24 protein-coding genes and 7 tRNA genes are annotated in these 25,635 nt (G+C 74.0%); 19 read left to right on the top strand and 12 right to left on the bottom strand.

The window, feature by feature from the left end; translation table 11 throughout:
* Positions 1-6 precede the first annotated feature (6 nt).
* A complete protein-coding gene (locus tag ACIP60_RS28890) occupies positions 7-1,974 on the bottom strand; it encodes a protein kinase (RefSeq protein WP_400689604.1) in 1,968 nt (655 codons plus the stop codon).
* A 604-nt stretch (positions 1,975-2,578) separates the two neighbouring features.
* On the opposite strand from ACIP60_RS28890, the gene ACIP60_RS28885 reads away from it, so the two are divergent.
* The gene (locus ACIP60_RS28885) at positions 2,579-2,755 is read left to right on the top strand and encodes a hypothetical protein (protein WP_159073016.1); all 177 of its coding nucleotides are present in this window, start codon (positions 2,579-2,581) and stop codon (positions 2,753-2,755) included.
* A gap of 230 nt (positions 2,756-2,985) precedes the next feature.
* Here the strand turns inward: ACIP60_RS28885 and ACIP60_RS28880 are convergent.
* From ACIP60_RS28880 to ACIP60_RS28860, 5 genes are all read right to left on the bottom strand, one after another.
* Positions 2,986-3,060, bottom strand: a tRNA-Val gene (locus tag ACIP60_RS28880).
* 35 nt (positions 3,061-3,095) lie between these two features.
* Positions 3,096-3,167, bottom strand: a tRNA-Val gene (locus tag ACIP60_RS28875).
* Positions 3,168-3,201: 34 nt separating this feature from the next.
* Positions 3,202-3,273: transfer RNA gene (locus ACIP60_RS28870), tRNA-Val, on the bottom strand.
* A 39-nt stretch (positions 3,274-3,312) separates the two neighbouring features.
* Positions 3,313-3,383 (bottom strand) — tRNA-Cys (locus ACIP60_RS28865).
* Between the two features lie 57 nt (positions 3,384-3,440).
* Positions 3,441-3,513 (bottom strand) — tRNA-Gly (locus ACIP60_RS28860).
* A 287-nt stretch (positions 3,514-3,800) separates the two neighbouring features.
* Here ACIP60_RS28860 and ACIP60_RS28855 point away from each other — a divergent pair.
* The 3 genes from ACIP60_RS28855 to ACIP60_RS28845 all read left to right on the top strand — a co-directional run bounded on the left by ACIP60_RS28855 (position 3,801) and on the right by ACIP60_RS28845 (position 6,914).
* Entirely contained in the window at positions 3,801-4,859 is a 1,059-nt protein-coding gene (locus tag ACIP60_RS28855) for a chorismate-binding protein (protein WP_400689600.1), read from the top strand.
* Positions 4,860-4,882: 23 nt separating this feature from the next.
* On the top strand, positions 4,883-5,701 hold the full coding sequence (locus ACIP60_RS28850) for an aminotransferase class IV (protein ID WP_400689597.1): 819 nt from the start codon (positions 4,883-4,885) through the stop codon (positions 5,699-5,701).
* Between the two features lie 367 nt (positions 5,702-6,068).
* Positions 6,069-6,914, top strand: coding sequence for a GNAT family N-acetyltransferase (locus ACIP60_RS28845; protein WP_400689594.1), 846 nt, complete (start codon positions 6,069-6,071; stop codon positions 6,912-6,914).
* 25 nt (positions 6,915-6,939) lie between these two features.
* Here ACIP60_RS28845 and ACIP60_RS28840 read toward each other — a convergent pair whose 3' ends face one another.
* The 3 genes from ACIP60_RS28840 to ACIP60_RS28830 all read right to left on the bottom strand — a co-directional run bounded on the left by ACIP60_RS28840 (position 6,940) and on the right by ACIP60_RS28830 (position 8,846).
* A complete protein-coding gene (locus ACIP60_RS28840) occupies positions 6,940-7,428 on the bottom strand; it encodes a DsbA family protein (RefSeq protein WP_400689592.1) in 489 nt (162 codons plus the stop codon).
* A gap of 55 nt (positions 7,429-7,483) precedes the next feature.
* On the bottom strand, positions 7,484-8,095 hold the full coding sequence (locus ACIP60_RS28835; RefSeq protein ID WP_400689589.1) for a CGNR zinc finger domain-containing protein: 612 nt from the start codon (positions 8,093-8,095) through the stop codon (positions 7,484-7,486).
* A gap of 337 nt (positions 8,096-8,432) precedes the next feature.
* Positions 8,433-8,846 carry an SsgA family sporulation/cell division regulator gene (locus ACIP60_RS28830; protein WP_030459107.1) on the bottom strand — a complete coding sequence of 138 codons (414 nt, stop codon included), beginning with the start codon at positions 8,844-8,846 and terminating at the stop codon, positions 8,433-8,435.
* A gap of 485 nt (positions 8,847-9,331) precedes the next feature.
* Between ACIP60_RS28830 and ACIP60_RS28825 the strand changes: the two genes are divergently transcribed.
* Positions 9,332-9,403: transfer RNA gene (locus ACIP60_RS28825), tRNA-Val, on the top strand.
* A gap of 185 nt (positions 9,404-9,588) precedes the next feature.
* Positions 9,589-9,660, top strand: a tRNA-Val gene (locus ACIP60_RS28820).
* A 77-nt stretch (positions 9,661-9,737) separates the two neighbouring features.
* On the opposite strand, the gene ACIP60_RS28815 is transcribed toward ACIP60_RS28820, so the two are convergent.
* Entirely contained in the window at positions 9,738-10,511 is a 774-nt protein-coding gene (locus ACIP60_RS28815; RefSeq protein WP_400689585.1) for an exonuclease domain-containing protein, read from the bottom strand.
* Between the two features lie 259 nt (positions 10,512-10,770).
* Between ACIP60_RS28815 and thrS the strand changes: the two genes are divergently transcribed.
* Positions 10,771-12,750, top strand: a complete 1,980-nt coding sequence (gene thrS / locus ACIP60_RS28810; RefSeq protein WP_400689582.1) for a threonine--tRNA ligase — start codon at positions 10,771-10,773, stop codon at positions 12,748-12,750.
* 82 nt (positions 12,751-12,832) lie between these two features.
* Positions 12,833-13,390: an HIT domain-containing protein gene (locus ACIP60_RS28805; protein ID WP_035860128.1), complete on the top strand. Its 558-nt coding sequence runs from the start codon at positions 12,833-12,835 to the stop codon at positions 13,388-13,390.
* Positions 13,391-13,459: 69 nt separating this feature from the next.
* Here the strand turns inward: ACIP60_RS28805 and ACIP60_RS28800 are convergent, their stop codons facing one another.
* Complete coding sequence (locus ACIP60_RS28800; RefSeq protein WP_400689579.1) at positions 13,460-15,103, bottom strand: hypothetical protein; 1,644 nt, start codon at positions 15,101-15,103, stop codon at positions 13,460-13,462.
* Between the two features lie 190 nt (positions 15,104-15,293).
* Here ACIP60_RS28800 and ACIP60_RS28795 point away from each other — a divergent pair, with 190 nt between their 5' ends.
* On the top strand, positions 15,294-15,716 hold the full coding sequence (locus ACIP60_RS28795) for a thiol-disulfide oxidoreductase DCC family protein (RefSeq protein WP_400689577.1): 423 nt from the start codon (positions 15,294-15,296) through the stop codon (positions 15,714-15,716).
* 12 nt (positions 15,717-15,728) lie between these two features.
* Here the strand turns inward: ACIP60_RS28795 and ACIP60_RS28790 are convergent, their stop codons facing one another.
* Positions 15,729-17,750 (bottom strand): elongation factor G, encoded by a 2,022-nt coding sequence (locus ACIP60_RS28790; RefSeq protein ID WP_400689574.1) that lies wholly within the window; start codon positions 17,748-17,750, stop codon positions 15,729-15,731.
* 128 nt (positions 17,751-17,878) lie between these two features.
* Between ACIP60_RS28790 and pgsA the strand changes: the two genes are divergently transcribed.
* The 10 genes from pgsA (at position 17,879) to ruvA (ending at position 25,633) form a co-directional block, all read left to right on the top strand.
* Positions 17,879-18,535 carry a phosphatidylinositol phosphate synthase gene (pgsA, locus tag ACIP60_RS28785; protein ID WP_400689571.1) on the top strand — a complete coding sequence of 219 codons (657 nt, stop codon included), beginning with the start codon at positions 17,879-17,881 and terminating at the stop codon, positions 18,533-18,535.
* Positions 18,532-19,437 carry a phosphatidylinositol mannoside acyltransferase gene (locus ACIP60_RS28780; RefSeq protein ID WP_400689568.1) on the top strand — a complete coding sequence of 302 codons (906 nt, stop codon included), beginning with the start codon at positions 18,532-18,534 and terminating at the stop codon, positions 19,435-19,437. The genes pgsA and ACIP60_RS28780 overlap by 4 nt, the downstream gene beginning before the upstream one ends.
* Positions 19,434-20,609: a glycosyltransferase family 4 protein gene (locus ACIP60_RS28775; protein ID WP_400689565.1), complete on the top strand. Its 1,176-nt coding sequence runs from the start codon at positions 19,434-19,436 to the stop codon at positions 20,607-20,609. The genes ACIP60_RS28780 and ACIP60_RS28775 overlap by 4 nt, the downstream gene beginning before the upstream one ends.
* 28 nt (positions 20,610-20,637) lie before the next feature.
* A complete protein-coding gene (locus ACIP60_RS28770) occupies positions 20,638-21,000 on the top strand; it encodes an isomerase (RefSeq protein WP_400689562.1) in 363 nt (120 codons plus the stop codon).
* Between the two features lie 19 nt (positions 21,001-21,019).
* Positions 21,020-21,565, top strand: a complete 546-nt coding sequence (locus ACIP60_RS28765; protein WP_100835292.1) for a hypothetical protein — start codon at positions 21,020-21,022, stop codon at positions 21,563-21,565.
* A 145-nt stretch (positions 21,566-21,710) separates the two neighbouring features.
* A complete protein-coding gene (gene pdxS, locus ACIP60_RS28760; protein WP_033211561.1) occupies positions 21,711-22,622 on the top strand; it encodes a pyridoxal 5'-phosphate synthase lyase subunit PdxS in 912 nt (303 codons plus the stop codon).
* A 105-nt stretch (positions 22,623-22,727) separates the two neighbouring features.
* Positions 22,728-23,339 (top strand): pyridoxal 5'-phosphate synthase glutaminase subunit PdxT, encoded by a 612-nt coding sequence (gene pdxT / locus ACIP60_RS28755; protein ID WP_100835290.1) that lies wholly within the window; start codon positions 22,728-22,730, stop codon positions 23,337-23,339.
* Between the two features lie 98 nt (positions 23,340-23,437).
* Positions 23,438-24,193, top strand: coding sequence for a YebC/PmpR family DNA-binding transcriptional regulator (locus tag ACIP60_RS28750; RefSeq protein ID WP_014134592.1), 756 nt, complete (start codon positions 23,438-23,440; stop codon positions 24,191-24,193).
* A gap of 111 nt (positions 24,194-24,304) precedes the next feature.
* Positions 24,305-24,934, top strand: coding sequence for a crossover junction endodeoxyribonuclease RuvC (ruvC, locus tag ACIP60_RS28745; protein ID WP_400689556.1), 630 nt, complete (start codon positions 24,305-24,307; stop codon positions 24,932-24,934).
* Positions 24,935-25,021: 87 nt separating this feature from the next.
* On the top strand, positions 25,022-25,633 hold the full coding sequence (ruvA, locus tag ACIP60_RS28740; protein ID WP_100835289.1) for a Holliday junction branch migration protein RuvA: 612 nt from the start codon (positions 25,022-25,024) through the stop codon (positions 25,631-25,633).
* Positions 25,634-25,635: the final 2 nt, after the last annotated feature.

The raw sequence follows: 25,635 nt of genomic DNA, 5'->3' as shown, positions 1-25,635 counted from the left end.
GCCCGGTCAGTCCGCCGAGCCCGAGACGCCCGAGCCCGGCCAGGACTCCTCCAGGCCGCCGTCCGGGCGGACGGTGTACCGGGTGGAGGAGACCGCGCCCGTCCGGTCGACCCGCTCCTCGCGGATCAGTGCGCCGTTCTCCACCCGCCACACCGCCCCCGCCTCCGGGTTGGCGGCCGAGGCCCGGTCGGCCAGCAGCACGGGGGCGCCGCCGGTGAAGCCGTACAGCTGGACCAGGTCGACCGGCACCGAGCCCTCCAGCCGGCGCAGCACCACCAGCGCGGCCTGGGCGTCCCGGTAGCGGGCGGGCAGCACCGCGGAGAGCGAGATCGGCGGGCCGTTCTCGGTGGAGCGGCCGTCGTGCAGCCGGATCGCCGGGCCGCCGGACGGGTCCGGGTAGCTCAGGTTGGGCCAGTCGACCTGCGGCTGGGTGCCGAAGGACGGGGCGAGCCCGGTGTCGCTGTGCCCGGCGTTCGCGCCGTCCACGGACAGCGTCGTCGTCCCGGCGCTCGGCGCGGCCGGCCCCCCGGTCACCACGCCGGCGGGCTGCGGGCCCAGGCCCTGCGCCTCGCGGTTCTGGCAGCCCTGCGCGACGGCGATGGCCAGCGCCACGCCCAGGGTGACCGTCACGAACACCACCAGCCGCTGCCGCAGCAGCCGTTGACGCGGCGTCGGGCGCCCGCCCAGGGTGTGCGGGGCGCGCCCGGGCGGGGGAGTGCGGTCCCGGCCCGGCGCGGGGGTGCGGCCGGGGCCGGTCGCGGGGCGGCGCTCCCGGACGGTGTCGCCGTCCCGGACCGGTCGCCGCGCCCCCGGGCCGCGCCCGTCCGGACGGGCCGCGTCCTGCCGGGGCATCGCGGGCGTGGCCACCGCCCGCCCGCCGGGCCCGGCCGCGCCGTCCGCCTTCGCCACCGGACGCCCGCCGCCCCCGGCCGTACCGCGCACCGCCTCGGGACGCCCGCCCGCCGTACCGCGTCCGCCCGCCGTACCGCGTCCGCCCGCCGTGCCGCGCGCGCCCTCGGGCCGTCCGTCCGGCCGCCGGGCCGCCCCCGGCACCGGGCCGGCACCCGCCCGGCGGGGCGGGGGAGCGCCCTCCGCGGGGCCGTCGGCGGGCGGCGCGGCCGGGGCGCGCACCTCGTCGGGGCGGGCGGCGGCGCGTCCGGCCCGGCCGCCGCCGCGCGCCGCGAGCTCGCTGAGGCGCTCGTGCAGCGCGGCGGCCGGCGGGCGCTCGGACGGCTCCTTGGCCAGGCAGGCGCGCACCAGCGGGGCCAGCACCGGCGGGACGCCGCTCAGGTCGGGCTCCTCGTGCACCACCCGGTACAGCATCACCTCGGAGGAGGCGCCCGACCCGAACGGCGACTCGCCGGTCAGCGCGAACGCCAGCGTCGCCCCGAAGGCGAACACGTCGGTGGCGGGGGTGACGGCCGCGCCGCGCACCTGCTCGGGCGCCAGGAAGCCGGGCGAGCCGACCGCGGTGCCGACGTGGGTGAGCGTGGAGGCGCCGCGCGACCAGGCGATGCCGAAGTCGATGATCCGCGGGCCCTTGGGGGAGAGCAGGATGTTCGAGGGCTTCAGGTCGCGGTGCACCACCCCGGCCTCGTGCACCTTCACCAGCCCGTCGGCCAGCGCCGAGCCGATCCGGGCGGCGTCCGGCCAGGCCAGCGTCCCCTCCTCGGAGACCTGCTTGTACAGCGAGGGTCCGGGCACGTACGCGGTGGCCAGCCAGGGCCGCTCAGTCTCGATGTCGGAGCCGACCACCCGGGCCGTGCAGCCGCCGCGGATCCGCGAGGCGGCGGCGATCTCCCGGGCGAACCGGGTGCGGAACTCGGCGTCCTCGGCCAGCTCGGCGCGGATCAGCTTCAGCGCGACCCGCTGCCCCTTGCGGTCGGAGCCGAGGTACACCACGCCCATCCCGCCGGCGCCCAGCCGCCGGTGCAGCCGGTACGGGCCGACGATGCGGGGGTCCTCACGCCTCAACCGCATCATTGCCATCTGCCCGTACCCGTTCCCGTTCCGTCAGCCTGTGGGGTGAGGCCCCGTCGGATGTGGGGCATCGTCAGACAACTGTCTCGGGACAGCTTACGGACAGGTACCGGCCCCGCGTCGACACGCAACACGCGAACCGCCGGTCGGATTGTCGGATCGGTAGCGTGCGTGCGATCCCCGCCCGCCCCGGCCCCGCCCGCCACCGGCGGCGATCCGCACCCGAACCGCACCCGAACCGCCGCCGCACCCGCCGCCCACCCCCCGTCAGGACCCGGTCAGGGCCACGCCGGAACCCGGCTCCCGGCCCCGGCCGGGCCACCCCCCAGGGGGCACCCCCGGGGCGGTCTAGGGGTACCCGCACCCCCGGTCTCCGCCTCCAGGAGTACGCCGCCGCGCCGCGCCTCATCCCAGCGGAGGCGATCGGAACCGTGCGCGGGCATGACGACCCCCGACGGCCTTGCCGCATACGGTTGTTCACAGCGAGGGCGGGCCGCTCGTCCCCCGAGGAACCGCCCCCGCTGCCAGGACCGCACCACCCGCACCGCCCCGTCCGAACCGACCCGCAGCACCCAGCCCGGCAGGAGCCCAGCACACCATGGCACCGCTCAGCAGAGCCCTTCGCCGCCGCCACCTCCCCGCCACGGAGACCCGGCACCCGGCCGTCGCCCTCGCCATCGTCCTGCCCTGCGCCGTCCTGCTGCTGGCCCTGTTCGGCGCGTGGGACCAACTGGCGACCCAGACCCGGGCGGTCGCCGACCTGATCGGGCGCTGACCCCCTCATGGGGTAGGGGTCTTCGCCGGCCGGAGCCGCCCTCACGGTCGTGGACGGACCAGTGAGTGGCACAGGCTGCAAGCTCCGGCCCACCCGGTGGCCGGGAACGACACGTCGGTGAGGGCGTGCCGTTCCCGGCCACCGTCGTTCGTCGTGCGCCGCCCGCCGCCCGCCGCCCGTTCCGGAAACGCCGAGAGCCGCAGTCCGGACCGGACTGCGGCTCTCAACCGTGGTGCGCGATACTGGGATTGAACCAGTGACCCCTACCGTGTCAAGGTAGTGCTCTCCCGCTGAGCTAATCGCGCGGGTGCGCCAGGAATCCCCTGCTGGGAAGCCTGAGTGCGCGATACTGGGATTGAACCAGTGACCCCTACCGTGTCAAGGTAGTGCTCTCCCGCTGAGCTAATCGCGCGGGTCGATCCGAAGGACCGGGATCCGAAGACCAGTGCGCGATACTGGGATTGAACCAGTGACCCCTACCGTGTCAAGGTAGTGCTCTCCCGCTGAGCTAATCGCGCGGGGAGGGCGCCCGGTCGAGACCGGACGACACCTCTCGGAGGTGGAGACGGGATTTGAACCCGTGTACACGGCTTTGCAGGCCGTTGCCTCGCCTCTCGGCCACTCCACCAGGCAACACTTCTGAACTTCTGAACTCCCGAAGAACGATCTTACCCGTTCTCCGTCGAGCGGACGACGAGATTCGAACTCGCGACCCTCACCTTGGCAAGGTGATGCTCTACCAACTGAGCCACGTCCGCCTGTCGGCCCGGGGGCTTCCCCGGTTTTCCCGGCGGCGCTCCCTGGCGACGTGTTGAACTCTAGCGGATTCCCGGCCCAGCTGAAAAATCCGTTCCCGCAGCGTGGCGCGGGGGTGGCTGCCGCACGTCGAACCGTCCGGCCCGCCCCCGACGCCTCCCCGGGCCCCCGACCTAGACTTTCCGGTACCGGGGCGATCCCCCGGGACCTGTCCCGCGCCCGCGCGGACCGGCGCCGCGACAGCCTCGGCACCGGCGGCGGGCAGCACCGAAATCCGCGCAGGAGAACCGTGTCCCGCCGCACCGCACCCCTCAGCCCCGAGCAGCCGATGGCCCGCTTCGCCGGCCGGCTCGCCACCGGCCTGCGCGAAGTCACCCACGACCCGGCCGCCCTCGAACGCGGCGGATTCTGGGCCGTCGTCCACGACTTCGAGGGCAGGCTCACCTGCGCCCGGTTCGCCGACGTCCGCCCCGACCCGGCCCCGCCCGCCACCGACCGCTGGCACGGCCCCGCCCCCGCGTCCTGGCGCAGCTCCCTCGACGCCGACGCCTACCGGGCCGGAGTCCGCCGCATCCGCGAGCACATCGCCGCCGGCGAGGTCTACCAGGCCAACCTCTGCCGGGTGTTGAGCGCCCCGCTGCCCGACCCCGCGCGCACCGACATCGACGCCCTCACCGGCCTCCTCGCCGCCCACAACCCCGCCCCCCACGCCGGAACGATCCGCCTCCCCGAGCACGGCGTCGAGATCGCCACCGCCTCGCCCGAGCTCTACCTCGCCCGCCGCGGCCGCACCGTCCTCTCCGGCCCGATCAAGGGCACCGGCCGCACCGAGGCCGACCTGCTCGACAAGGACCACGCCGAGAACGTGATGATCGTCGACCTGGTCCGCAACGACCTCGGCCGGGTCTGCGAGACCGGCACCGTCACCGTCCCCGACCTGTGCGCCGTCGAGAAGCACCCCGGCCTGGTCCACCTGGTCTCCACCGTCGAGGGCACCCTGCGCCCCGACGCCGGCTGGGCCGAGCTGTTCGCCGCCACCTTCCCGCCCGGCTCCGTCACCGGCGCCCCCAAGAGCAGCGCCCTGCGGATCATCCACGCCCTGGAGACCGCCCCCCGCGGCCCCTACTGCGGCGCCGTCGGCTGGGTCGACGCCGACCGCGGCGAAGCCGAACTCGCCGTCGGCATCCGCACCTTCTGGATCGAACGCCCCCCGACCGGCGCCCCCGTCCTCCGGTTCGGCACCGGCGCCGGAATCACCTGGGACTCCGACCCCGACCGCGAGTGGCAGGAGACCGAACTCAAAGCCGCCCGGCTGGTAGCGATAGCCTCCACCGGCACCCCCGACTGATCCCCGCAAGGAGCACCACGCCGATGATCTGGGTCAACGGACACCTCACCGCCGAGGACGACGCCGCACTCTCCGTCCTCGACCACGGACTCACCGTCGGCGACGGCGTCTTCGAAACGGTCAAGGCCGAGCACGGCGAACTCTTCGCCCCCACCCGGCACCTCGACCGCCTCACCCGCTCCGCCCGCGGCCTCGGCCTGCCCGACCCCGACCACGACCTGGTCCGCGAGGCCTGCGCCGGCGTCCTCGCCGCCAAGCCGCTGCCGCTCGGCCGCCTGCGCATCACCTACACCGGCGGCACCTCGCCGCTCGGCTCCGAACGCGGCACCGCGGGCCCCAGCCTGATCGTCGCCCTCGGCAGCGCCACGCCCCGCCCCGACACCACCGCGGTCGTCACCGTCCCCTGGCGCCGCAACGAGCACTCCGCCGTCGCCGGACTCAAGACCACCTCCTACGCCGAGAACGTCATCGTCCTCGCCGCCGCCCACCGCGCCGGCGCCAGCGAGGCCCTCCTCGCCAACACCGCCGGCCGGCTCTGCGAAGGCACCGGCTCCAACGTCTTCCTCGTCCTCGACGGCCGCCTCCTCACCCCCACCCTCGCCTCCGGCTGCCTGGCCGGCATCACCCGCCAGCTCGTCCTCGACTGGACCGGCGCCGAAGAGGCCGACGTCCCCCTCGACGCCCTCACCCGGGCCGAGGAGGTCTTCCTGACCTCCACCCTCCGCGACGTCCAGGCCGTCACCCGCATCGACGACCGCGAGCTGCCGGGCGTGGGGCCGGTGACCCGCAAGGCGATGGAGGTCTTCGCGGAGCGCGCCGGGCGGGACCGCGACCCGGTGTGAGCGGGGACCGGCTGCGCCGGGGCTGGGCGGGGTGGGGGAGCGCGGTCGGTCCGCGTCGGCGGTCGCGAGCTGCCGGGCGTGGGGCCGGTGACCCGCAAGGCGATGGAGGTCTTCGCGGAGCGCGCGGGGCGGGACCGCGACCCGGTGTGAGTGGGGACCGGCTGCGCCGGGGCCGAGGCGGGGTGGGGGAGCGCGGTCGGTCCGCGTCGGCGGTCGCGAGCTGCCGGGCGTGGGGCCGGTGACCCGTAAGGCGATGGAGGTCTTCGCGGAGCGTGCCGGGCCGGCCACTGACCCGGTGTGAGTCAGTGGCCGGCCCGAGGGCGGGTGGCGGGGTAGAAGAGCGGCAGGGGCGGGAAAGGGAGACGGCATGACCACCACGTTGCGGCCCGACGGGCCCGAGGAGGCGGGTGTCGGCGGCGGGCGGACGCGGCGCTGGCACATCATGGTGAACGGGCGGCGGGCGGGGGGCCTGCGGACCAACGCGTGGGCCCGCAGCGGGCGGTACCCGGGGGAGGTCTGCGAGCTGGAGGTCGCCGAGGCGGACCGCCGCCGCGGGCGGGCGACCGTCGCGGTGCTGGCCGCCGAGGAGGTGCTCCGGTCCTGGGGGTGCGTCCGGGCCCAGGTCATCGTCCCGGCCGGGGCCCCCGTCGCCCTGCACCTCGCGCACGCCCTCGGCTACACCGAGCGGATGCGCAACCTCGGCAAGGACCTCGACCAAGTCCCGCCGCAGACAAGCGGGTTGACGGACCGTCCGATGACCCCCGAGGAGTACCCGGTCTGGCAGGAGGCCGCCATCGCCGGCTACCGCCAGGACCTGATCTCCGCCGGTCTCGACCCCGACGAGGCCACCGTCCGCGCCGAGGGCGACCACCGCCGGGCCCTCCCGGTCGGCCTCTCCACCGTCGGCACCGTGCTGCGCCGCCTGCTGGACGCCGACGGCCGCGTCCTCGGCACGATCTGGGTCACCCTCCACCAGGACCGGCTGCCCGACGGCAGCCCGCTCGCCTGGGTGATGCTGGTCGAGGTCGCCGCCGAGCACCGCGGCCGGGGCCACGGCCGCGCCCTGATGCGCATCGCCGAACGCGAGTGCCTGCGGGCCGGGGTCCGCCACCTCGGCCTGAACGTGTTCCGTGACAACGCGGTGGCGATCGGGCTCTACGAGTCGCTCGGCTACCGGACCACCCGGCACGTGCTCAGCAAACCCCTGCTCTGACCGCCCCCGCCCCCACGGACCGGCCTCAGCCGTTCAGCAGCTCGACGATCCGCTCCCGCAACCCGTCCTGCGACTGCCCGCCGTCCAGCCGCTTCCCGGCCACCACGTACGTCGGCGTCCCCTTGACGCCGATCGCCCGCCCCTCGGCCACGTCCGAGTCGACCCAGAGCATGTGCCGGCCGTCGATCAGCGCGGTGTCCACCTCGTCCGCGTCCACCCCGACCGTTCCGGCGATCTCCACCAGCACCGCGGCCCCGCCGCGCTCGACGTCCTCCAGCCGCGCCAGCACGGCCTCCGCGAACTCCCAGCCGCGCCCCTGCTCGAACGCCTCCGCCGCCGCCTCGGCCGCCGGGTACGCGTACTTGTGCTTCTCCAGCGGGAAGTGCCGCAGCTCGACGGTCAGCGCGTCACCGAACCGCTCCCGCAGCGCCCGGACGTCGTCCAGCGCGGTACGGCAGTCGGGGCACAGCAGGTCGCACCAGAACTCGACACGGGGCAGCGAGGAATCACTCATGCCGCCCAGTCTCCCAGGTCGCGGACGGCCAGCTGACCCCCGCCCGCCCGCCGCCTCAGCGGCCCGCGGCCGACACCGCCCCGGCGGCCGGCCCGGCCTCCGCCCCGGCCTCCGCCTCCGCCGAGCGCTGCCGGGCCCGGTACGCGGCGACGTGCAGCCGGTTGCCGCAGGTGCGGCTGTCGCAGTAGCGGCGCGAACGGTTGCGGGACAGGTCGACGAAGACCCGGGCGCAGCTCGGCGCCTCGCAGCGGCGCAGCCGCTCCAGCTCGCCCGCCATCACGATGAACGCCAGCGCCATGCCCAGTTCGGCGGCCAGGTGCCGGCCGATCGCGGCGTGCGGGGCGAAGTAGTGGATGTGCCAGCCGTGGTGGTCGTGGTTGGTCAGCCGGGGCGTGGTGCCGGCCTCCGCGACCAGGGTGTTCACCAGCTCGGCGGCCCGCTCGACCGACCCGGCCGAGAACACCTCGCCGAGCCGGGCGCGCAGCTCGTGCACGGCGGCCAGGTCCGCCGGGCCGAGCGAGTCGATCTCGCTGATCTCCTGCCGGACCACGAACGCGCTCAGCGCCGCCACGTCGGGCAGCTGTTCGCTGCCGCACGCCTCCGGCGCCGTGTTCAGCAGCTCCACCAGGATGCTCAGCGCGCACTCGGTGTCATGGGTGATCAGCACGTGGGGGCTCCTCACGCGGCGCCGGCCCCGGGGCCGGCGCGTCGGTCATCGCGCGCCGACTCTACCGGCCCGGGCCGCCCCCGGACCGGGACGCGGGCGGTACGTGACCGGGCCGATACGTGGCGCCGCCGGACCCGGCACGGCCGGCCGGGACCGGGTGCGGCCCGGGCCGGGACGTGACTGAGCCCCGGACGTCCGCTCCGGTGGGAGAGGACGCCCGGGGCCGGACCCCGAGGCCGCCGTGGCGGCTGCGAGCTGCGACCGTGCCCCCGAGTAGGACGGTGCGCATCGAGGCGTTCCCGCCGCCGCGCGACGGCGGGCCGTACTCGTTCGGGGGTCAGTTCTCGGCGAGGATGTGGGACAGCTCCCGGTCGAGGTCGAAGTGACGGTGTTCGGTGCCGGGGGGCACCGCGGCGTCCGTCCGCTTGAGAAAGGACTCAAGCGCCCGGGCCGGGGCCTCCAGCAGGGCCTCTCCTTCCGGAGAGCTCAGGGCGATGCAAACCACGCCTTGACCGTGGCTGCGGGACGGCCACACCCGGACGTCGCCGGTACCGGTCGGTCGGTGCAGCCCCTCCGCGAGGAGGTCGCGGGCGAACACCCACTCCACGGTCTCGTCGGCTCCGGTGTGGAACGTCGCGTGCACGGCATAGGGGTCGGCAGTGTCGTAGCGCAGGCCCGCGGGGACGGGCAGTGACGACTCGCTGGACACGATGAGGCGCAGGTGCAGCTCGCAGCTGACCGTGGTGTTCATAAGCGCCAGGGCCTTTCGCTCAGTGTGCGCTCGGGGAATCGCACGTCGGCGAACGGACCATCCCACCTGAAAGCCCGGTGTAAACCCGTCTGTCCCGATTCCGGTGCGAGTCGTACCCCTTCCGGCGCATTGCGGAATCCCCCGGCCGCACTCGCCGCCCGGGCGGCGGGCCGGTAACGGCAGGGCATTACCGGCGGTCGCACCGGGGCGGGCCGCGGCGGGACTGGAGGAACCCACGAACCCGGCCCCGCGGACCCCGGTCGGCTCCGTCCGGCGGCCCCGGCCGACCGGCCGCGCCGACCGCCCGGACCGGGGACGTCACTCGGCGTGGCCGGCCGGTCCGCCGACCGGTGCCGTCGGCCGACGCCGCTGGTCGGGCGCGACGACCGGGGGTGCGCCCCGGAGGCCGGGGCGCGGGGCGGGCGCGGTGGCGGCGAGGGTGTTCGGAGCACCCGCGCGGATGGGGTAATGTTTTCCCTGCACCCGGGCGATTAGCTCAGCGGGAGAGCACTTCGTTCACACCGAAGGGGTCACTGGTTCGATCCCAGTATCGCCCACCGGAATGCACAGGCGCGGGGCTCCGACTTGTTTATCAGGTCGGGGCCCCGCGCCTTTTCCGCATACCCCGGCCGAACTTCTGACGTTCATTCAACCTGCCTTCCCGGAAGGGGAACTGGGGGTCCGTCCGCGGAACGGATTGTGGACCCGGCCCCAAGTGGTGCTACAGTTCTTCTCGTTGCCCGGGCGATTAGCTCAGCGGGAGAGCACTTCGTTCACACCGAAGGGGTCACTGGTTCGATCCCAGTATCGCCCACCGAGCACCAACCGCAGGCCCCGACCACGCTGTCGGGGCCTGCGGCGTTTCCCGACCCGACAGCCCCCGACGGTGCGTCAGGCCGCCAACCCGCAGGCGTGGCCCGGCTCCAGGCGCGCACCGCAGTGGCAGCGGGCCGGGCGCATCGGCCAGGCCGTGTCCACCCGCTCCGGGGTGCCCGAGCGCTCGAACCACCGCTCCAGGCCGCGCGCCTGCGCCGCGTGCCACACCGCCTGCCGCAGGTGCAGCTCGGCCGGCGACAGCCCGCCCAGGCGCGCCGCGTGCCGGGCGGCCACCGCGCGCACCAGCTCCATCGCCGCCCGCGCGTCCGCCGCCGCGTCGTGCGCGCCCACCAGCTCGACGCCGTAGTGCGCGCACAGGTCGGTCAGCGTGCGCCGCCCCTTGCGGTAGCGGTCGAGCTGCTTGTCCAGCACCCGCGGATCGAGCACCAGCAGTTCCGCGCCGCCCAGCACCTCCGGCAGCGACCCCGCCCCGTGCCGGCGCAACTCCCGGTCCAGCAGCGTCAGGTCGTACGGGGCGTTCATCACCACCAGCGGCACGCCCGCCCGGGACTGCTCGGCCAGGGCCAGCGCCACCTCCACCGCGACCGTCCGCGGCGGCCGGCCGTGCGCCCGGACCTGTTCGTCCGAGATGCCGTGCACCGCGCGGGCCGGCTCCGGGATCGGCACCCCCGGGTTCGCCAGCCAGGTGCGGACGGCGGCCTCCCAGCCCGGTGCGGGCTGCACCACCAGGGCGGCCGAAACGATTCTGTCCCGCTCGACGTCCACACCCGTGGTCTCGGTGTCGAAGGACGCGAGCGGACCGTGGTACCAGGAACGGAGCTGCTGCATGACGCCCCCTCAGACGCCGCACGGTCCTTGCCCGGCGGCCGCTGCCACCGAGGACCGGTGCAGCGGCAGCGCCGTGCAGGAGTGATACCGCACTTGACGCGCGGTCAACCGTCCCGACGACCGGATCGTCGCGGAAAGTGACCGAACGACCACGCCGTCCGCGAACGGGCCTTGGCGACGGGCACGCGGCCCGGCTCGGTACCATGCACGGTGCAGCGGTTCTGCTGCACCACGGTAGCCAGAACGTCAGGAGAGACCGGTGACGGACGTCCGGATCATCATCAACCGCGAACCCGATCGGGAAGAGCGCGTGGTGACCACGGGCACGACGGCCGCCGAGCTCTTCGCCGACGACCGCGCCGTGATCGCCGCCCGGGTCGGCGGCCAGCTCAAGGACCTCGCCTACGCCGTCCAGGACGGCGACGAGGTCGAACCCGTCGTGATCTCCAGCCCCGACGGCCTCGACATCCTGCGGCACTCCACCGCCCACGTGATGGCCCAGGCCGTCCAGCAGGTCTTCCCCGAGGCCAAGCTCGGCATCGGCCCGCCCGTCCGGGACGGCTTCTACTACGACTTCGACGTCGAGAAGCCGTTCCACCCGGACGACCTCAAGACCATCGAGAAGAAGATGCAGGAGATCATCAAGCGGGGGCAGAGGTTCTCCCGCCGGGTGGTCACCGACGAGGCCGCCCGCGAGGAGCTCGCCGGGGAGCCCTACAAGCTGGAGCTGATCGGCCTCAAGGGCTCGGCCGCGACCGCCGGCGAGGGCGCGGACGTCGAGGTCGGGGCCGGCGAGCTCACCATCTACGACAACGTCGACCCGAAGTCCGGCGAGGTCTGCTGGGGCGACCTCTGCCGCGGCCCGCACCTGCCCAGCACCCGGCACATCCCGGCCTTCAAGCTGATGCGCTCCGCCGCCGCGTACTGGCGCGGCAGCGAGAAGAACCCCATGCTGCAGCGCCTCTACGGCACCGCGTGGCCCTCCAAGGACGAACTCAAGGCGCACCTCGACTTCCTGGAGGAGGCCGCCAAGCGCGACCACCGCAAGCTCGGCAGCGAGCTCGACCTGTTCTCCATCCCGGAGCAGATCGGCTCCGGCCTCGCCGTCTTCCACCCCAAGGGCGGCATCATCCGCCGCACCATGGAGGACTACTCGCGCAAGCGGCACGAGGAGGAGGGCTACGAGTTCGTCTACACCCCGCACGCCACCAAGGGGAAGCTGTTCGAGACCAGCGGCCACCTCGACTGGTACGCCGACGGCATGTACCCCCCCATGCAGCTGGACGAGGGCGTCGACTACTACCTCAAGCCGATGAACTGCCCGATGCACAACCTGATCTTCGACGCGCGCGGCCGCTCCTACCGCGAACTGCCGCTGCGCCTGTTCGAGTTCGGGACGGTCTACCGGTACGAGAAGTCCGGCGTGGTGCACGGCCTGACCCGGGCCCGCGGCTTCACCCAGGACGACGCGCACATCTACTGCACCCGCGAGCAGATGGCCGAGGAGCTGGACCGCACGCTGACCTTCGTGCTGGGCCTGCTGCGCGACTACGGCCTGAACGACTTCTACCTGGAGCTGTCCACCAAGGACCCGGAGAAGTTCGTCGGATCGGACGAGGACTGGGAGGAGGCCACCGCCGTCCTCGCCGGCGTGGCCGAGAAGCAGGGCCTGCCGCTGGTGCCGGACCCGGGCGGCGCGGCCTTCTACGGCCCGAAGATCTCCGTCCAGGCGCGCGACGCGATCGGCCGGACCTGGCAGATGTCGACCGTCCAGCTCGACTTCAACCTGCCGGAGCGCTTCGACCTCGAGTACACCGCGGCGGACGGCTCGCGGCAGCGGCCGGTCATGATCCACCGGGCGCTGTTCGGCTCGATCGAGCGCTTCTTCGCGGTGCTGCTGGAGCACTACGCGGGCGCGATGCCGCCGTGGCTGGCCCCGGTCACCGTCACCGGCATCCCGATCACCGACGAGCACGTCCCGTACCTGCTGGACGTGGCGGCCGAGCTGAAGAAGCACGGCATCCGGGTCGAGGTCGACACCTCGGACGACCGGATGCAGAAGAAGATCCGCAACGCGCAGAAGACCAAGGTCCCGTTCATGCTGATCGCGGGCAACGACGACGTCGAGGCCGGCGCGGTGTCGTTCCGCTACCGCAGCGGCGAGCAGAAGAACGGCGTGCCGAAGGCCGAGGCGATCGCGGAGATCGTCGAGGCGGTGCGCAGCCGGGTGCAGGTCTGACCCCTGCGGGACTGACGCGGGTGCGGGGCGGTCTCCTCCGGGAGTCCGCCCCGCACCGCTCTGTTCGCGGGCCGCGGCGCTTATGCTGGCGGGCATGACCAGTGAGCCGGAACTGCAGCGGGGCGTGGGGGAGCCGGACGGCTTCCGTCGCCTGTGGACACCCCATCGGATGGCGTACATCCAGGGCGAGAACAAGCCCACCGGGCCGGCTCCCGACGACGGTTGTCCGTTCTGCTCGATCCCGAAGCTGAGCGACGAGGACGGGCTGATCGTGCAGCGGGGCGAGTCGGTGTTCGCGGTGCTGAACCTGTACCCGTACAACGGCGGGCACTTGATGGTGGTGCCGTACCGGCACGTCGCGGACTACACCGAGCTGGACGGGCCGGAGACGGCGGAGCTCGGGGAGTTCACCAAGAAGGCGATGACGGCGCTGCGGGCGGCCTCGGGGGCGCACGGGTTCAACATCGGGATGAACCAGGGGGCGGCCGCGGGGGCGGGGATCGCCGCGCACCTGCACCAGCACGTGGTGCCGCGCTGGGGCGGGGACACCAACTTCATGCCGGTGGTGGGGCACACGAAGGTGCTGCCGCAACTGCTGGCGGACACCCGGAAGGTGCTGGCCGAGGTGTGGCCGGCCTGACCGGTCCGGGACGCGGACAGGGGCGTGCGGGAGGGTTCCCGCACGCCCCTGCGGCCGTTCGCGGGCCGGTCAGCCGGCGTCGTACTTGTCGGCGCGGAACGGGCGGGCGCCCTGGATCTCGCTGCGCAGCATGTTGGAGCGGTTGGCGATCCGGTCGGTGGCGACGTCGTGCTCGTCGAGGAACTCGATGACGGCGGCGTGGATGATGCCGAGGACCGGGCTGGGCAGGTAGATGGTGTCGTCGGACTTGTAGCGGCTGTTCCAGGTCGGGTCGGCCCAGGCCTGGCGCAGGCAGAGCGGTTCGGGGAAGGAGATGCCGCCGCCGAGCCACTTCAGCAGGCCGGGGTTCTTGTGGAACGGGGCGCGGACGGCCTGGCGGACCACCTCGGTGTCGTTGACGACCGGGAGCTGCACGGTGCGGGTCTCCCAGAAGCGGAGCGTCTTGGAGACGTCCTTCTCGGGGGTCTTCGGCTTGCCGGTGAAGTAGCCGTTGATCGGGCCGAGGGTGTGCGGGGTGACGTGGATCTGCAGGTTCTGCGCCAGGACCATCACGTTGATCACGATGGTGGAGACCAACTGGCCCTTGTGCAGGACGAACTGGACGGCGATCCGGTGCCGGGTGTCGGAGCCGAAGCTCTGCTTGCTGGCGAGCTCCTGGACGGCGAAGTCGCGCATCCGGTCGCCGTCCATGTCGGGACCGGAGGGGCGGCCGATCTCGTCGGCGCCCTCGCCGGTGTCCAGCACCACCCAGTGGCTGATCATCGGCTTGGGCAGGCCGCCGTTGGGGACCTCGCTGCTGGTCAGGCCGGAGAGGCGGTCGGCGATCCGGCGGGTCAGGTCGGCGACGTGGAAGACCCGGAAGTCGGGGTGGCCCTCGGCGGGGCGGAGGTCCTCGCGCAGGGACCACTCGGCCCAGCGGGCGCCGATGCCGAGGATGCCCTTGGGCCCGGCGTAGTGCTGGATGTTGGTGTTCTGCTCGGCGCTGAGGCGGTCCAGGCCGGCCTTGAGGGCGTTGGCCTTCTTGTCGAGGTGGTCCTTGGGGACGGCCTTGGGGACGATGGCGGCGACCGGGCTGCCGCCGACCAGGTCGCCCCAGCGGGCGCGCTGCTGGGCGACGCTGTCGACCACGGTGCGCTTGGCGAGGTACCAGCCGAGGACCGGGCCGAGCATCACGATCCGGAAGTAGAGGCCGAGGACGCCGTGGAACGGCGGCCAGAACGCCAGGACCAGCGCCAGACCGAAGACGAGCAGCATGACCAGGGTGCCGAGGAAGCCGTCCAGGCCGGCGGACTTCTTGCCGCTGAGCCAGGCGCGGACCTGGTAGGCGCCCAGCCAGACCAGGGTGCCGGGCAGGAACAGCAGGCCGAACAGCAGGCTGAGGCCGGAGAGCTTGCGGTCCCGGGCCTCGCGCAGGTCCTGGGCGGCGAGGCAGTGTTCGACGACCATCCGGACGTCGGTGCCGTGCGAGGGGACCAGCGGTTTGCGGCCGCCGCCGAGGGTGCGGTCGATCAGGGCGCGGCTGAACGCCTCGCCGGCGCTGGGGCGGAACAGCTCGAACTTGCCGTCCTTGACCGTGACGCCGGTCAGCGCCTCGAGTTCCCTGACGTCGCCGGTGCGGTAGGCGGCGGAGGAGAAGGCCTGGGTGACCGCGGTCTGGTTGCCGACGTCCGTCCGCGGTACCTGCGCGCCCGGCGTCATGTCGAGCTGAGTCACCTGTGCAGCTCCTTCTCCCCTGATCGATCTGCGGCAGGTTACCGTGCGGCGGCGGGGCTGTGCGGATCATCGGCTGATCCTGGGTCACATATCGGCCGCGCGCGGCCGTTCCGGGGACATGGTGCCCCGTGCGGGCGGGTTCGACGCCCCCGGTTTGTCGGCCGGTGCCGCGGGGGTGGAGGATCGCGGCATGACGAGTGCGTACGCACCGGGCCCGGTGCTGGTTTTCGACGGCGACTGCGCGTTCTGTTCCAGCTGCGTGCGGTGGGCGGAGCGCTATCCGCGGCAGAGCCTGTCCTCGGCGGGCTGGGAGGCGGTGGCGTTCCAGTTCGCGGACCTGGCGGCGCTGGAGGAGTTCACCGGCGGGGAGGTGACGGCGGAGCGGGCGGCGCGCGAGGTGCTGTGGGTGACGCCGGACCGCCGGGTGTACGGCGGGGCGCAGGCGGTGGCGCGGCTGCTGATGCGGTCGGGCGGGCTGTGGGCGTGGGCCGGCGGGGTGCTGGCGCTGGCGCCGGTGCGGCCGGTGGCGGACGCGGTCTACCGCTGGGTGGCGAGGAACCGGGACCGGATGCCGGGCGGCACTCCGGCGTGCGCGCTGCCGCGGCGTTCCTGACCGGCCGCGCGGTCAGCCGCCGGTGTGCCGCGCGGCGAGGTGGGCGGGCATCGGGGCGTGCCGCAGGTAGGCGCGGGTGAACTGGCCGGTTCCGTGCGACAGCGAGCGCAGGTCGAGCGGGTAGCGGGCGAGTTCGAGTGCGGGGACCTCGGCGCGGACCAGGCTGAGGCCCTCGCCGCCGATCTCGGTGCCCAGGACGTGTCCGCGCCGGGCGGAGAGGTCGGCGAGCACGGCGCCCTGGTACTCGTCGGGGAGCAGGACGCGCACCTCGTCGACGGGTTCCAGGACCTTGACGGCGGTGTGGTCGGCGGCCTCCTTGAGGGCGAGGGCGGCAGCGGTCTGGAAGGCGGCGTCGGAGGAGTCGACGGAGTGCGCCCTGCCGTCGGTGAGGGTGACCTTGACGTCGGTCATCGGGTGGCCGCGCAGGCCGCGGGCGAGTTGGGCGCGCACGCCCTTCTCGACCGAGGGCACGAAGTGGCGGGGGACGGCGCCGCCGACGACGCGGTCGACGAACTCGAAGCCGCCGCCGGGCAGCGGTTCGACGGTGAGGTCGCAGACGGCGTACTGGCCGTGGCCGCCGGACTGCTTGACGTGCCGGCCGTGGCCGTCGGCGGGGGCGGCGAAGGTCTCCCGCAGGGCGACCTCGTAGGGGACGGTGTCGACGTGGACGCCGTGGCGGGTGGTGAGGCGGTCGAGGGTGACGGCGAGGTGGGCCTCGCCGGTGCACCACAGGACGAGTTGGCCGGTGTCGGGGTTCTGTTCGACCCGCAGGGCCGGGTCCTGGGCGGCGAGCCTGCCGAGGGCCTGGGAGAGCCTGTCCTCGTCGGCCTTGGAGCGGGCCTGGACGGCGGTGGGGAGCAGGGCCTCGGGCAGCGGCCAGGGCGGGAGCACGGTGCGGCCGGGGCGGTCGGCGGTGAGGGTGTCGCCGGTGCGGGCGGCGGTGAGCCGGGTGACGGTGGCGAGGTCGCCGGCGGCGGCCTGCGGGACGGGGCGCAGTTGGCGGCCGAGCGGGCTGTGCGGGGCGGTGAGGCGTTCCTCGGTGCCGTCGGGGAGCCGGACGGTGGTGTCGGGGCGCACGGTGCCGGCGAAGACCTTGAGCAGGCTGAGGCGGCCGAGGTAGGGGTCCTCGCCGGTGTGCACGACCTGGGCGGTCACGGGGGCGTCCGGGTCGGCGGCGGGGAGTCCGTCGGTGCGGTCGGCGGGGGAGGGGAAGGCGTCGGCGACCAGGTCGAGCAGGGCGTCGCAGCCGGTGCCGTCGGGGGCGGTGGCGAGGACGGGGTGCAGGGTGCCGGCCAGCAGTTCGCGGCGCAGGCCGGCGGTGAGGGCGGCGGTGTCGAGCCCCTCGCCGTCGAGGTAGCGGGCCAGCAGGGTGTCGTCCTCGCCGGCCAGGGCCTCGACCAGGCGGGCGCGTTCGGCGGCGAGGTCGGGGGCGTCCCCGGGGGTGCCGTGGACCCGGCCGGTGAGCAGGTCGGTGGCGCCGTGCAGGTGTCCGTCGCGCAGGTCGACGTGGTGCAGCGGGCGGACGGTGTCGGGGGTGCCGAGGGTGTCCTGGAGCATCCGCAGCACGTCGTCGAGGCGGACCCGGGCGGTGGTGAGGTGGGTGAGGACGATCGCGCGGGGGAGGCGGGCGTCCTCGCACTGCCGCCACAGGGCGCGGACCGGGCGGGGGACTTCGGGGTCGGCGGCGGAGTGCACGAACAGGGCGGCCTCGGCGGCGCGCAGGGCGGCCTGGAGTTCGCCGGCGAAGTCGGCGTAGCCGGGGGCGTCCAGCAGGTTGACCTTGAGGCCGCGCCAGGGGAGCGGGAGGAGCGCGAGCTGGACGGAGCGCTGCTGCCGGTGCTCGACGTCCTCCCAGTCGGCGGTGGTGGTGCCGTCGGGGACGGTTCCGGCTCTGGTCAGGACGCCGGCGGTGCGGGCGAGCGCTTCGGCGAGGGTGGTCTTCCCGGCTCCGCCGGCCCCGACCAGGGCCACGTTGCGGAGCCGGTCGGGTCGGTCGGCGGGCGGTGCGGGGGTGTGGGCCGTCCGGTCCGGCATGGCTGGCCTCCTGCCGCTCGATCAGCGTGGATACCATTGTCCGGCCGGGCGGGTGCATTCGCGCGGCCGCCCGGCGGGGCATGCGGCCCGCGGGTGCCAATCCGAGGAGCGGAGCGGACCGGAAGGCCATGCTCAACAAGTACGCGCGTGCCTTCTTCACACGTGTCCTCACCCCGTTCGCGGCGATGCTGCTGCGGTGGGGTGTCAGTCCGGACGCGGTCACGCTGATCGGTACGGCCGGTTCGGTGGCCGGCGCGCTGGTGTTCTTCCCGCGCGGGGAGTTCTTCTGGGGCGTGATCACCGTCACGCTGTTCATCTTCTCCGACCTGGTGGACGGCAACATGGCCCGCCAGGCGGGCCGCTCCAGCAAGTGGGGGGCGTTCCTGGACTCGACGCTGGACCGGGTCGCCGACGCGGCGATCTTCGGCGGTCTGGCGATGTGGTACGCCGGGGGCGGGGACAACGACCTGCTGTGCGCGGTGTCGGTCTTCTGCCTGGCCAGCGGCCAGGTGGTGTCGTACACCAAGGCGCGCGGCGAGGCGCTGGGCTTCCCGGTGAACGTCTCGGGGCTGGTCGAGCGGGCCGAGCGCCTGGTGATCAGCCTGACCGCGGCCGGGCTCGCGGGCCTGCACAAGTTCGGGGTGCCGTACATCGAGTGGTTGCTGCCGATCGCCCTGTGGGCGGTCGCGGCGGGCAGTCTGGTGACGGTGGCGCAGCGGATGCTGACGGTGCGCCGGGAGTCGGCGGAGCTGGAGGCGGCGGCCGCCGCCGAGGGGGTCAAGTGAGGGAACGGTTGGTCGCCGCGGCCTACGCGGCCGGGTGGGCGGGGTTGAAGCACCTGCCCGAGCCGGTGGCCCGCGGCCTGTTCGACACCATCGCCGACGTGGCGTGGCGGCGGCAGGGCAAGGGGGTGCGGCAGTTGGAGGCCAACCTGTCGCGGGTCCGCCCGGACGCGGACGCGGCCCGGCTGCGGGAGCTGTCCCGGGCCGGGATGCGCTCCTACATGCGGTACTGGCGGGAGTCGTTCCGGCTGCCGACCTGGAGCCGGGAGCGGATCGCCGGTGCCATAACGGTCAAGGGCCTGGAGCAGCTGAACGAGGCGATGGCGGCGGGCCGCGGCGCGGTGCTGGCGCTGCCGCACATGGCGAACTGGGACCTGGCGGGCGCCTGGATCGCGTCCGCGGGCGGGTTCCCGTTCACCACGGTCGCCGAGCGGCTGAAGCCGGAGTCGCTGTTCGACCGGTTCGTGGCGTACCGGGAGAGCCTGGGGATGGAGGTGCTGGCGCTGACCGGCTCCGACGTCTCGGTGGTCGGGACGCTGGCGCGGCGGCTGCGGGAGGGGAAGCTGGTCTGCCTGGTGGGCGACCGGGACCTCTCCGAGGCGGGCGTCCAGGTGGACTTCTTCGGCGAGCCGACCCGGATGCCGGCCGGTCCGGCGGCGCTCGCCCAGCGGACCGGGGCGGCGCTGTTCCCGGTGTCGCTCTGGTACGACGGGCCGCTGCTGCGGGCCGAGGTGCACCCGGAGGTCCGGCCGTCCGGGGAGGGGTCGCGGCAGGAGCAGGCCGCCGCGATGACCCAGGCGATGGCGGACGTGTGGGCGGAGGCGATCCGCGAGCACGCGGTGGACTGGCACATGCTGCAGAAGCTGTGGCTGGCCGACCTGACCCCGCGGCAGGTGCGGTCGTGAGGATCGGCGTGGTGTGCCCGTACGACTGGGACGTGCCGGGCGGGGTGCAGTTCCACATCCGGGACCTGGCGGAGCACCTGATCCGGCGGGGGCACGAGGTGTCGGTGCTGGCCCCGGCGGAGGACGAGCAGGCGCTGCCGCCGTACGTGGTCTCGGCGGGGCGGGCGGTGGCGGTGCCGTACAACGGGTCGGTGGCCCGGCTGAGCTTCGGCATCCTGTCGGCGGCCCGGGTGCGGCGCTGGCTGCGCGAGGGCCGGTTCGACATCCTGCACGTGCACGAGCCGAACTCGCCGTCGCTGTCGATGCTGGCGGCGTGGGCGGCGACCGGGCCGATGGTCGGGACGTTCCACACCTCCAACCCGCGCTCGCGGGCGATGATCGCGGCCTCGCCGATCCTGCAGCCGGGCCTGGAGAAGATGTCGGCCCGGATCGCGGTCTCCGAGTACGCCCGGCGCACCCTGGTGGAGCACCTGGGCGGCGACGCGGTGGTGATCCCGAACGGCGTGGACGTCCGGTTCTTCGCGGACGCCGAGCCGGAGCCGGCGTGGCAGGGCGGCGCGGCCGAGGGCGGGCCCGGCGGCACCATGGGCTTCATCGGCCGGATCAACGAGCCGCGCAAGGGCCTGCCGACGCTGCTGGCCGCGCTGCCGCGGATCCTGGCCGAGCGCCCGGGGGTGCGGCTGCTGGTGGCCGGCAAGGGCGACGAGGAGGAGGCGGTGGCCGGCCTGGCGCCCGAGGTGCGGGCCCGGGTGGAGTTCCTCGGCATGGTCTCGGACCGGGACAAGGCCCGGCTGCTGCGCAGCGTCGACCTGTACGTGGCGCCGAACACCGGCGGCGAGTCCTTCGGCATCATCCTGGTCGAGGCGATGTCGGCGGGCGCCCCGGTGCTGGCCAGCGACCTGGACGCGTTCCGCCAGGTGCTGGACGGCGGCGCGGCCGGCGAGCTGTTCCCGGTCGAGGACGCGGACGCGCTGGCGGCCGCGGCGGTCAAGCTGCTGGGCAGCCCGGAGCGGCTGCTGGCGCTGCGCGAGGCCGCCTCCCGGCACGTGCGGCGCTTCGACTGGGAGACGGTCGGCGCCGAGGTGCTCTCGGTGTACGAGACGGTCACCGACGGGCGGCCCCCGGTGGCCGAGGTCGAACCGTCCGGTCGGCGTCCGCGTCCGAGCCGGTGAACCGCCCCGCCCGGAGAGGGAGTCCCGCATGCCGCTGATCACCGTCGACTACACCGACCGGCTCGCCGACGCCTTCGACCGGCGGGGCTTCGGCCTGGCCCTGAACCGGCTGGCGGTGAAGCTGCTGGACGCCCGGCCGGCCGGCTGCACGACCCGGTTCCGCCGGACCGAGGAGGCGGTGGTCGGGGCGGACGCCGAGACCTTCGCGCTGGTCGTGGTCGGGTTCGAGGTCTTCCCGGGCCGCAGCGCCGCGGCCAAGGCGGCGCTGGGCGAGGCCGTGCTGGCGGCGCTGCCCGGGTACCTGGGGGCGGAGGCCGGGCCGGTGCAGGCCACCGTCCGGGTCGGCGAGCTCGCCCCGGACGGCTACCGCTCGGCCGTCCTCGGGGGCTGAGCCGGTACCGTAGCGCCCCGTGGCTACCTGGATCTGGGCCGTTGCGGCCGTCGCACTCTCCGCCCTCTACCTGAGCTGGACGGCGGGCAGGCTCGACCGGCTGCACGCCCGGATCGACGCCGCCCGGGCCTCGTTGGACGCCCAGCTGCTGCGCCGTTCCTCGGTGGCGGTGGAGCTGGCCACCTCCTCGCTGCTCGACCCGGCCGCGTCGATCCTGCTGCTGGAGGCCGCGCACGCGGCCCGGCAGGCCGAGGACGAGCAGCGCGAGGTGGCCGAGAGCGAGCTGAGCCTGGCGCTGCGGGCGGTGCTGGACGAGCCGGCGCAGGTCGCCGCGGTGCGCGAGGCGCCGGGCGGCGAGGAGGCGGTGCGCGACCTGGTGGAGGCGGTGCGCCGGGTGCCGATGGCGCGGCGCTTCCACAACGACGCGGTGCGGGCGGCGCGGGCGGTGCGCGAGCACCGGCTGGTGCGCTACTTCCGGCTGGCGGGGCGGGCGCCGTTCCCGATGGCCTTCGAGATGGACGACGAGCCCCCGGTGGCCCTCACGCCCGAGGGAGCGCCCGCGTAGGCTGGCAGCGTTTCCTGCCGCACCGGGTCGCTGGCCTGATTGTCGTATGCCGGGGACGGCCCTGGACCATGTGGCGTATGGGTCGTGGTGTCCCCGGGCCTACGATAGACCGATAGCACCGGTTCATCCCTGAGTGAGGTCTTACGTGTCCACCACCCCCACTTCCGCTGAGCAGCCCCAGGTCGGCACCGCCCGGGTCAAGCGCGGCATGGCCGAGCAGCTCAAGGGCGGCGTGATCATGGACGTGGTCAACGCCGAGCAGGCGAAGATCGCCGAGGACGCCGGTGCGGTCGCGGTCATGGCGCTGGAGCGCGTTCCGGCCGACATCCGCAAGGACGGCGGCGTGGCCCGGATGTCCGACCCGAACATGATCGAGGAGATCATCGACGCGGTCTCCATCCCGGTGATGGCCAAGTCCCGGATCGGCCACTTCGTCGAGGCCCAGGTCCTGCAGTCGCTCGGCGTCGACTACATCGACGAGTCCGAGGTGCTCACCCCGGCCGACGAGGTCAACCACTCCGACAAGTGGGCCTTCACCACCCCCTTCGTCTGCGGCGCCACCAACCTGGGCGAGGCGCTGCGCCGGATCGCCGAGGGCGCGGCCATGATCCGCTCCAAGGGCGAGGCCGGCACCGGCAACGTGGTGGAGGCCGTCCGCCACCTGCGCCAGATCAAGAACGAGATCGCCAAGCTGCGCGGCTTCGACAACAACGAGCTGTACGCCGCCGCCAAGGAGCTGCGCGCCCCGTACGAGCTGGTCCGCGAGGTCGCCGAGCTCGGCAAGCTCCCGGTCGTGCTGTTCTCGGCCGGCGGCGTGGCCACCCCGGCCGACGCCGCGCTGATGCGCCAGCTCGGCGCCGAGGGCGTGTTCGTCGGCTCCGGCATCTTCAAGTCGGGCGACCCGGCCAAGCGCGCCGCCGCCATCGTGAAGGCCACCACCTTCTTCGACGACCCGAAGATCATCGCGGACGCCTCCCGCAACCTGGGCGAGGCCATGGTCGGCATCAACTGCGACACCCTGCCGGAGACCGAGCGCTACGCCAACCGCGGCTGGTAGTCGGCCGACGCACGCCCCGCGCGTCCGGCCCGCCGCCCCCGGGGGCGGCGGGCCGCTGCGTGGCGACCCGGATCATCGGTTCGAGAACGAAGAGGTAGTGAGACCGTGAGCACCCCCACCATCGGCGTCCTGGCCCTGCAGGGCGACGTCCGCGAGCACCTGGTCGCGCTGGCCGCCGCCGACGCGCTGGCCCGGCCGGTGCGCCGCCCGGAGGAGCTGGCCGAGGTCGACGCGCTGGTGATGCCCGGCGGCGAGTCCACCACCATCTCCAAGCTGGCGGTGCTGTTCGGCCTGATGGCGCCGCTGCGCGAGCGGGTCGCGGCCGGCATGCCGGTGTACGGCACCTGCGCGGGCATGATCCTGCTGGCCGACAAGATCCTGGACGGCCGGGACGACCAGGAGACCGTCGGCGGCATCGACATGACGGTCCGCCGCAACGCCTTCGGCCGGCAGAACGAGTCCTTCGAGACCGCCATCCCGTTCGCGGGCCTGCCCGGCGACCCGGTCACCGGCGTGTTCATCCGCGCCCCCTGGGTCGAGGCGGTCGGCACGGGCGTCGAGGTGCTGGCCGAGGTGCCGGCCGCGGACGGCCCGGACGCCCGGATCGTCGCGGTCCGCCAGGGCAACCTGCTGGCCACCTCCTTCCACCCGGAGCTGACCGGCGACCACCGCGTCCACGAGTACTTCGTCCGGATGGTCGAGGCCGCCGGGCGCTGAGACCCCGCGCGGGCGTGGTGACCGTGTGCCACCTGACGGTGCGGCACCGGTAGGATCTCCCCTGTTCATTTCCCATTGGCGACGAAAAGGAGCTGGCGATGTCCGGCCACTCTAAGTGGGCTACCACCAAGCACAAGAAGGCCGCGATCGACGCCAAGCGCGGCAAGCTCTTCGCCAAGATGATCAAGAACATCGAGGTGGCGGCCCGCACCGGCGGCGGCGACCCCGCCGGCAACCCCACGCTCTACGACGCCATCCAGAAGGCCAAGAAGAGCTCCGTCCCGATCGACAACATCAACCGGGCCGTCAAGCGCGGCTCCGGTGCGGAGGCCGGCGGCGCCGACTACTCGACGATCATGTACGAGGGCTACGGCCCCAACGGCGTGGCCGTCCTGATCGAGTGCCTCACCGACAACCGCAACCGCGCCGCCTCCGACGTGCGCGTCGCGATGACCCGCAACGGCGGCAACATGGCCGACCCGGGCTCGGTGTCGTACCTGTTCAACCGCAAGGGCGTGGTGATCGTCCCCAAGGCCGACGGCGTGGACGAGGACAAGATCCTCGACGTGGTGCTGGACGCCGGCGCCGAGGAGGTCAACGACCTGGGCGAGGCCTTCGAGGTGATGTCCGAGGCCACCGACATGGTCGCGGTCCGCACCGCGCTGGTCGACGCGGGCATCGACTACGACTCCGCCGACGCCAACTTCGTCCCCAGCATGCAGGTCGAGCTGGACGCCGACGGCGCCCGCAAGATCTTCAAGCTGATCGACGCGCTGGAGGACAGCGACGACGTGCAGAACGTCTTCGCCAACTTCGACGTCTCCGACGAGATCATGGCCGAGCTGGACGCCTGATCCCCCGTCCCCCCTCCGCCCGGTGGCTCTTCGCGGTCGCCGGGCGGCGGCGTGTCCGGGGTGTTGTCGGCGGCCGGGGGTAACCTGCGCAGGTCGGAGAGAGGTGTGGCCGTGCGAGTGCTGGGTGTGGACCCTGGGCTGACCAGGTGCGGGGTCGGGGTGGTCGAAGGGCTGCCCGGGCGGCAGTTGGCGATGCTCGGCGTCGGCGTGGTGCGCACGCCGGCCGAGGACGAGCTCGGCCCCCGGCTGCTCGCCATCGAGCAGGGCCTGGAGTCCTGGCTCGACCGGTACTCGCCCGAACTCGTCGCCGTGGAGCGGGTGTTCGCCCAGCACAACGTCCGCACCGTGATGGGCACCGCGCAGGCCTCCGCCGTCGCCGTGCTCTGCGCGACCAGGCGCGGCATCCCGGTCACGCTGCACACCCCCAGCGAGGTCAAGGCCGCCGTCACCGGCTCCGGCCGGGCCGACAAGGCCCAGGTCACCGCGATGGTCACCCGCATCCTGCGGCTGGACGCCCCGCCCAAGCCCGCCGACGCGGCGGACGCCCTGGCGCTGGCGATCTGCCACATCTGGCGCGGCGGCACCACCAACCGGCTGACCGCCGCGATCAAGGCGCACGGCGCGGGCGGCGGCTCCTGGCACGGCGCCGCGCAGCAGGACGGGCCCGAGCGGCAGGCGGGCGCCCCCCGGGCGGCGTACGGCAGGGCGCCGGGCCGCTCGCGCAGTTCCCCGCGCCCCTGACGGGGCCCGGAGGTCGAGTAGGCCCGCCGCCCCGCCGGGTGCGGGGCGCGGCAAGCAATCGGAACCGTCGAGAGGAACGACTTCACCATGATCGCCTTTGTGCAGGGGCCGGTTGCGGTGGTGGGGGCCGGGGTGGCCGTGGTGGAGGTCGGCGGGGTGGGGATGGCGGTGCAGTGCACGCCGGCCACGCTGGCCCGGCTGCGGGTGGGGGAGGTGGCCCGGCTGGCCACCTCGCTGGTGGTGCGGGAGGACTCGCTGACGCTGTTCGGGTTCGCGGACGACGACGAGCGGGCGACCTTCGAGGTGCTCCAGGCGGCGCCCGGGGTCGGGCCGAAGCTGGCCCAGGCGATCCTCGGGGTGCACTCGCCGGAGGCGCTGCGGGTGGCGGTGGCGGGCGGTGACGAGAAGGCGCTGATCGCGGTGCCCGGCATCGGCAAGGCGAAGGCGGCGAAGCTGCTGCTGGAGTACAAGGACAAGCTCGGAGCCCCGCACGGCACCGTCCCGGCGCAGAAGCCGGTGGCCTCCGGCCCGGCGCCCTGGCACGAGCAGCTGCACTCCGCGCTGGTGGGCCTGGGCTACGCTCCGCGGGAGGCGGAGGAGGCGGTGGCCCGGGTGACGCCGGAGGCCGAGGCGCAGTCGGTGCCGGACGTCGGGGCGCTGCTGCGGCTCGCCCTGCGCGGGCTGAACCGGGCCCGCTGAGC

The sequence above is a fragment of the Kitasatospora sp. NPDC088783 genome, from assembly GCF_044750705.1.
In the GTDB taxonomy this organism is placed as follows: Bacteria; Actinomycetota; Actinomycetes; order Streptomycetales; family Streptomycetaceae; genus Kitasatospora; species Kitasatospora fiedleri.
This window is presented reverse-complemented; position numbering and strand designations above follow the sequence as displayed.